At 67.6% G+C, this 7819-nt stretch carries 6 protein-coding genes; all 6 read left to right on the plus strand.

Annotated features, from left to right (window positions below; genetic code table 11):
- A partial coding sequence (locus DSP71_RS02735; protein ID WP_147251170.1) for a carbohydrate ABC transporter permease occupies positions 1-819 on the plus strand: 819 nt, incomplete at its 5' end.
- Positions 812-1699, plus strand: coding sequence for a carbohydrate ABC transporter permease (locus DSP71_RS02740; protein ID WP_017204308.1), 888 nt, complete (start codon positions 812-814; stop codon positions 1697-1699). The genes DSP71_RS02735 and DSP71_RS02740, both read left to right, overlap by 8 nt.
- 3 nt (positions 1700-1702) lie before the next feature.
- Entirely contained in the window at positions 1703-2758 is a 1056-nt protein-coding gene (locus tag DSP71_RS02745) for a LacI family DNA-binding transcriptional regulator (protein ID WP_113680311.1), read from the plus strand.
- 42 nt (positions 2759-2800) lie between these two features.
- Positions 2801-3982, plus strand: coding sequence for a Gfo/Idh/MocA family protein (locus DSP71_RS02750; protein ID WP_211368779.1), 1182 nt, complete (start codon positions 2801-2803; stop codon positions 3980-3982).
- A 113-nt stretch (positions 3983-4095) separates the two neighbouring features.
- Positions 4096-4722, plus strand: a complete 627-nt coding sequence (locus DSP71_RS02755; RefSeq protein WP_258546230.1) for a TetR/AcrR family transcriptional regulator — start codon at positions 4096-4098, stop codon at positions 4720-4722.
- Positions 4723-4738: 16 nt separating this feature from the next.
- Positions 4739-7819: efflux RND transporter permease subunit (locus tag DSP71_RS02760; protein ID WP_147251171.1), on the plus strand; the 3081-nt coding region annotated here is incomplete at its 3' end.

The following is a 7819-nucleotide window of genomic DNA, read 5'->3' on the forward strand; positions in this document are numbered from 1 at the left end:
ATCGCCGTCTTCTACCTCTGGCCGACCGTCCGCACGCTCATCATCTCGTTCACGAAGTCCGGCCCGTTCGGAGGGGCCGAGTGGGTGGGCCTCGACAACTACACGCGCCTGTTCCAGGACCCCGAGCTGATCGGAGCCCTGCGCAACACCGCGATCTACACGGTCATCGCGCTCATCGGCATCCCGCTCGCCGTGGGCATCGCCGCCCTGCTGAACACCACGGGGCTCAAGGGCCGCAGCGCCTATCGCACGCTGTACTTCATCCCCGTGGTCACCATGCCCGCGGCGATCGCGCTGGTCTGGCGAATGATCTACAACGGCGATTACGGCGTGCTGAACGCCGCGCTCGCCGCCGTCGGCATCGAGGGGCGCAGCTGGCTCACCGATCCGAACACGGCCCTGATCGCGATCGCCGTCGTCGGCATCTGGGCGGGACTCGGCACGAACATCGTCATCTTCCTCGCCGGGCTCCAGGGCATCCCCGACACGATCATGGAGGCGGCTGACCTGGATGGCGCCGGTCCCGTGCGCAAGTTCTTCTCCATCACGATCCCACTGCTGTCGCCGTCGATCTTCTTCGTCAGCGTCATCAGCGTGATCGGGGCGCTGCAGGTGTTCGACCTGATCTACATGATGCTCGGACGCAGCAATCCCGCGATGCCGAACACCCGCACCGTCGTCTACCTCTTCTACGAAGCGGGGTTCCTCGACAACGACCGCGGCTATGCGGCCGCCGTGGCCTTCCTGCTGCTGGTGATCATCCTGATCCTCACGATCGTGCAGTTCCGTCTGCAGAAGAAGTGGGTGCACTATGAGTGACGTTTCCCTCGACACACGCGCCATCGTGGGCGCGAAGCCCGCGCGCTCCGGGGCGGGGAAGCCCAAGAACCGCGGTCTCTGGATCGTGCACCTCGTGCTCCTCGTCGGCGCAGTGCTGATGGTCTTCCCGTTCGTCTGGCAGCTGCTCACCTCGTTCAAGACGCTGTCCGACTCGGTGCAGGTGCCGCCGTCGTTCCTGCCGCGCGAGTGGGTGTTCACCAACTTCGCTGAGGTGTTCGACTCGATGCCGTTCGCGCAGATGTTCCTGAACTCCGTGTGGCTCACGGTCGGGCGCACGGTGGGTCAGGTGGTGCTCTGCACCATGGCGGGCTATGCGTTCGCGCGCATCCCGTTCCCCGGCCGCAACGCCCTGTTCGTGGTGTTCCTCTCGGTGCTGATGGTGCCGTCACAGCTGTACCTGCTGCCGCAGTACGAGATCATCCAGTCGCTCGGCTGGCTCAACACGCTGCAGGCGCTCATCGTGCCCGGCATCTTCAGCGCTTTCGGGACCTTCCTGATGCGACAGTTCTTCATGTCGATGCCCGCCGAGCTCGAGGAAGCCGCACGCATCGACGGCGCGAATCCGTGGCAGACCTTCTGGCGCATCATGGTTCCGCTCGCGAAGCCTGGCATCATCGCACTTGTGGTGTTCACTGTGCTGTGGTCCTGGAACGATCTGCTCTGGCCGTTGATCGTGACGACCGATCCCGCCAAGATGCCGCTGTCGGTGGGCCTGTCGCAGCTGGTCGGCATCCACGGCACGGACTATCCGGTGCTGATGGCGGGCGCGCTGCTGGCGACGCTGCCGATGCTGGTGACCTTCATGGTGCTGCAGCGACAGTTCATCCAGGGCATCGCGTTCAGCGGATCGAAGGGCTGAGACATGGCGAAGAGCGAGCACCAGGCGCCCCGAAGGCCGACGCTGCGGATGGTCGCCGAACGGGCGGGAGTGTCGACGGCGACGGTGTCTTACGTGTTCTCCGGTCGGTCGGGGACGAACGGGGCCGGTGTCGCCGAAGCCACGGCGGCGCGGGTGCTGGCGGCCGCCGACGAGCTGAACTACCGACCGAACAGCGCGGCCCGGGCGATCCGCACCGGACGCAGCGGCATGGTGCAGCTCTCGCTGCACATGCTGAGCGACCCGTGGTCCCTGGCGGTGGCCGATGCCGTGAACGCCGAGGCGAACAGGCACGGGCTCACCACGCTGATCCTCGCCGACGGCGACTGGCACGCGGCCCTCGACCGGGTCGAGAGCGACGTAGCCTACCTCGACGGCGTGGGTCTCGACGATGCGGCGCGGAAGAACCTCGCCGACCTCGTGCGCCGCGGACAGCGCCTCGTGGTGTTCTCCGAGCATCTCGACCCGGACGGCTTCGACGTCATCCGCTCCGACGCGATCCCCGGTTGCGAGATCGCGATGGATCATCTGCTGGAGACGCACACCGCGATCGGGTGCATCGCCGCGGAGGGGGCGGTGCGCCTCGCCGACGAGCAGATCACCCGCTACACGCCGTATGTCGAGAAGCTCGCTGCCGCCGGCATCGTTCCCGATCCTGCGTGGACGGTGACCTACGCCGACACCCAGGCGAGCGCCTTCACCGCTGCGGTCGAGCTGCTGTCCGGCGAGAACCGGCCGCATGCCGTGTACGCCACGACCGACTTCGCAGCGATCGCCACGATCAATGCCGCGCACATGCTCGGCCTCCGCGTGCCGCACGATGTCGCGGTGGTGGGGGTCGGCAACACCCCGGACGCCCGCCTGATCGCGCCGACCCTCACGACCGTCGGTCCGACCGACTTCTACGAGCGGCAGGCGCGCATCATCGTCGACCGCGCCCTCGAGACCGACCCCACACCGGGGCGCCTGCACGACTTCGCGTGGACGCTCTTCCCCGGCGGCTCGACCGACCTCGACGCCCCCGCACCGCGGGCCCGTTGACCCTCGGCATCCCGCAAAGACTCATCACACAGAAGGACCATCGTGGATCTCCAGATCGGCATCATCGGCTTCGGCGCGCGCTCGACACTCCAGGAAGAGGTGCATCGACCGGGGCACGGCTCGCGCATCTCCGCCGTGTGCGACCTCGCCCCGCGTGCCCGGGAGGACGCCCGCCTGCTCGTGCCGGACGCGCTCATCACCGACTCGCTCGACGAGCTGCTCTCCTCGGGCGTCGACGCCGTCATGGTGCTCACCCCCGACGACACGCACGCCGCGCTCAGCATCCGCGCGCTCGAAGCCGGCGTGCCGGTGTTCTGCGAGAAACCCCTCGCGATCGACCTCGCCGACGCCGACCGCATGCTCGAGACCGCACGCCGTACCGGCACCGGGCTCTACATCGGCCACAACATGCGGCACATGCCCGTCATCACACTGATGCGCGGGCTGATCCAGAGCGGCCGCATCGGTCAGGTCAAGGCCGTCTGGGTGCGCCACTTCGTCGGGCACGGCGGCGACTTCTACTTCAAGGACTGGCACGCCGACCGTCGCCGCACCACCGGGCTGCTGCTGCAGAAGGGCGCCCACGACATCGACATCATCCACTGGCTCGCCGGCGCCTACAGCGAGCGTGTCTCGGCGATGGGCGCGCTCAGCGTGTACGGCGACATCACCGACCGGCGTGACCGCACCGGCGAGCGGATGCCGGACTGGTTCAGCATGGACAACTGGCCGCCGACCGCGCTGACGGGACTGCACCCGGTGGTGGACGTCGAGGACATCTCGATGGTGAACATGCAGCTGGAGGGCGGGATCTTCGCGTCATACCAGCAGTGTCATTTCACGCCCGACTACTGGCGCAACTACACCGTGATCGGCACCGAGGGTCGCATCGAGAACTTCGGCGACGTGGCCGGCAGTGAGGTCAAGCTGTGGAATCGGCGTCATGCCGGAGCGGCGGCGGCCGACGAGACCTTCATCGTCCCGGAGGTGCCAGACGCCGGGCACGACGGTGCGGACGCCCTGCTCGTCGCGGAGTTCCTGCGCTTCGTGCGGCACGGCGGACTAACCGAGACGTCGCCCGTCGCGGCCCGCGAGGCCGTCGCCGCCGGCATCCTCGCCACCGCGTCGCTGCGTGGCGACGGATCGGCGATCGAGGTTCCGCCGTTGGATCCCGAGCTCGTCGCCTACTTCGAGCGCGGGCAGGTCGAGGCCGCGCTGGTCTGAACCCACCCGTCTTCGAATCGCGCAACGGGGGGCATCGGCAGCTCGGATCGAACCATGTGCGCGATTCGAAACGCTGGGGCGACGCCGCCTCCCAGCGTCTTCACAATCCTGAAATGTACAAACGTACATGTACGGATGTCCAAGGGGGCGGGATGAAGCACGGGGAGCGTCGGCGACGTGACCCTGAGGCGCGCCGTCGGGAGATCGTGACCGCGACCGCCGAGCTCATCGTCGAGGTGGGTGCCGAAGCGGTCACACACCGTATGGTGGCCGCGCGTGCCGGGGTGCCTCTCGGGGCGACGACGCAGTACTTCGACACCCTCGACGACCTCAGGGCTGCCGCGTTCCGCGCCCTCGCGGAAGAGGTCGATGCCCGCCTCGACGGAGTGCGTCAGACCATCGCCGAACGCGGCGACACGCCCGACGTCATCGCTGCCCTCGTGTTCGAGAGCATGGACGACCATCACGCCGTGCAGGCCGACCGTGCGGTGGTCACCGCCGCCGTGCACGACCCCCGCCTGCGCGATCTCGCTCGTCATCTGTCGGACCGCCTGGTCGATCTGCTCACGCCCACCTATGGCGAAGACCGTGCCAGAGCGGCGATGATCTTCATCGACGGCGTCATGTGGAGCACGCAGATCCGCGACGACCGCCTTGCCCAGTCCTTCATCGAGTCCGCACTGGCGCGGATCCTCGGAGATTCCGTCTCCACCCCCTCCGCAGCGACAGCCACACCCTGACACCGAGGAAACCGCCTTGTCGAAACTCGCCATCCTGAGCCTCAAGAACCGCGCGCTCATCGCGCTGATCACCATCGTCGCGGCGGTGTTCGGCGGCCTCGCGCTCACGAACCTCAAGCAGGAGCTCATCCCCTCGCTCGAGCTGCCGGCGCTCGTCGTCATGACGACCTACCCCGGCGCATCGCCCGAGGTCGTCGAGAACGACGTGTCCACCCCGGTGGAAGCGGCGATCCAGGGCGTCCCCGGCCTGGAGTCGACGACGGCGACGAGCACCACGAACGCGTCGATCGTGCAGGCGATGTTCGCCTACGGCACGAACCTCGCCACGGCAGAGCAGAAGATCCAGCAGGCGATCAACCGCATCTCGTCCCAGCTGCCGGAGGATGTGACGCCGCAGGTGCTGTCGGTCTCCATCGACGACTTCCCCGTGATCCAGGTGGCCGTCACCGGGTTCGAGGACGCGGACAACGCCCAGGCCCAGCTCGAATCCGTCGCGATCCCCGAACTCGAAGACGTCGACGGCGTCAACGCGGCCGAGATCGTGGGCGGGGTCGGTCAGCGCATCAGCATCACGCCCGACGTGGCGAAGCTCGCTGCTGCCGGCCAGAGCACCTCGGCGATCAACGACGCACTCGACCAGAACGGCACGCTGTTCCCCGGTGGCGACATCACCGAGAACGGTCAGACGCTGACGGTGCAGACGGGCGCGAAGATCACCTCGGTCGAGGAGATCGCCGCCCTTCCGCTGGTGGGCAGCGACGTCACGATCGGCGATGTCGCGACGGTCGTGCAGGAGTCCGATCCCGTCACCTCCATCTCCCGTGTCGACGGCAAGGATGCGCTGTCGATCTCGATCACGAAGCTCCCGGCCGCGAACACCGTGGAGGTGTCCAACGGCGTGATCGCCGCGCTCGACACGATCGGCGACGCCTTCCCGGACGCGACCTTCACGGTGATCTTCGACCAGGCGCCGTTCATCGTGCAGTCGATCGAGACGCTCGCCACCGAGGGAATGCTCGGCCTGGTGTTCGCGGTGCTCGTGATCCTCGTCTTCCTGATGTCGGTGCGCTCCACCCTCGTCACCGCGATCTCGATCCCCACCAGCGTGCTCATCACCTTCATCGGGCTGCAGGCGTTCGGCTACTCGCTGAACGTGCTCACCCTCGGTGCGCTCACGATCGCGATCGGTCGAGTGGTCGACGACTCCATCGTCGTGATCGAGAACATCAAACGTCACTACGTGGGCGATGCCGACAAGGGCGATGCGATCCGCCTCGCGGTGCGCGAGGTCGCGATGGCGATCACGGCGTCCACCATCACGACCGTGGCGGTCTTCCTGCCGATCGTCTTCGTCGGCGACATGGTCGGCGAGCTCTTCCGGCCGTTCGCGATGACCGTGACGATCGCGATGGTCGCCTCGCTCCTCGTAGCCCTGACGATCGTGCCGGTGCTCGCCTACTGGTTCCTCAAGCCGGGCAAGCCGTTGCTCGACGAGCACGGCGACGCGATCGACCCAGAGCACCCCGACGCTCCGCCGACGTGGCTGCAGCGGCAGTACCGGCCGATCCTGGGCTGGACGCTCAAGCACTCCGGTGTCACGGTGATCCTGGCGGTCGTCGTGCTCGGCGCCACGCTCGCCGCAGCGCCGCTGATGAAGGTCAACTTCCTCGGCGACTCCGGCCAGAACACCATGACGATCACACAGGACCTCGGCCCGACGGCGAGTCTGCAGGCCAAGTCGGATGCGGCGGTGGCAGTCGAAGACGCCCTGCTCGACATCGACGGCATCGAGCACGTACAGGCCTCGATCGGCACCAGCGGTTCGGCGCTCAGCGACGCCTTCTCGGGCGGTGCGGGCGTCACGTACTCGGTGCTCACCGATTCGAACGCCGATCAGGAGAAGCTCCGCGCGGATGTGCAGGATGCGATCGACGGCCTCGGTGACGAGGTCGGGGATGTCGCGGTCTCGGCCTCGGCCGGCTTCGGATCGAGCGACATCGAGATCACGGTCAGCGCCTCGGACTCGGACGACCTCCAGACGGCGACCACCGCGCTGGTCAAGGAACTCGACGGGAAGGACGGCGTCGGCCAGGTGAGCGACAACCTCGCCGCGTCGCTGCCGTACATCGCCGTCGTGGTCGACCGGGAAGCCGCCGCGCAACGAGGACTCTCGGAGGTCGCGGTCGGTGCCATCGTCTCGGGCACCATGCGCCCGCAGCAGGCCGGATCCGTCGAGATCGACGACACCGCGCTGACGGTCTACATCGTGACTCCGAACCCACCGACCACGGTCGATGCGCTCAAGCAGCTCACCATCCCGACGCCCGCCGGCATCGTGCAGCTGCAGGACATCGCGACCGTCGAGCAGCAGAACGGACCCACCTCGATCACCACGGAGCAGGGCCGTCGTACTGCGACGATCACCGTGCCGCCGGCGTCCGACAACCTCGCCACGGCCACGCAGTCGGTGAACACCGCGCTCGCGGCGGTCGACCTGCCCGACGGTGCATCCGCCGAGGTGGGCGGTGTCGCGTCCCAGCAGGCCGACTCGTTCTCGCAGCTGGGGCTGGCGATGCTCGCGGCGATCCTGATCGTCTACGTGGTCATGGTCGCGACCTTCAAGTCGCTGCGCCAGCCGCTGCTGCTGCTCATCTCGGTGCCGTTCGCGGCGACCGGGGCGATCCTGCTGCAGATCATCACGGGTGTGCCGCTCGGCGTCGCGTCGTTGATCGGCGTGCTGATGCTCATCGGCATCGTGGTGACGAACGCGATCGTGCTCGTCGACCTCGTGAACCAGTACCGGGAGAAGGGTCTGTCGACGATCGAGGCGGTCAAGGCCGGTGGGGAGAAGCGTCTGCGGCCGATCCTCATGACGGCGCTCGCGACGATCCTGGCTCTGACTCCGATGGCGCTCGGCATCACGGGCCACGGCGGCTTCATCTCGCAGCCCCTCGCGATCGTCGTGATCGGCGGCCTGATCTCGTCGACCGTGTTGACGCTGATCGTGCTGCCGACGCTGTACAACCTCGTCGAGGGTGCCAAGGAGCGCCGCGCTGCCCGCAAGGCCGGGGGCTCGGATGCCGGTGCGGCGCCCGCT

This window comes from Microbacterium sp. H6, assembly GCF_003314775.1.
Classification (GTDB): Bacteria; Actinomycetota; Actinomycetes; order Actinomycetales; family Microbacteriaceae; genus Microbacterium; species Microbacterium oxydans.

Excerpts from the sequence above, each read along its gene's own strand:
- DSP71_RS02755 (WP_258546230.1), top strand. The coding sequence starts at position 4,096 with ATGTACAAACGTACATGTACGGATGTCCAAGGGGGCGGGATGAAGCAC.
- DSP71_RS02740 (WP_017204308.1), top strand. The coding sequence starts at position 812 with ATGAGTGACGTTTCCCTCGACACACGCGCCATCGTGGGCGCGAAGCCC.
- DSP71_RS02745 (WP_113680311.1), top strand. The coding sequence starts at position 1,703 with ATGGCGAAGAGCGAGCACCAGGCGCCCCGAAGGCCGACGCTGCGGATG.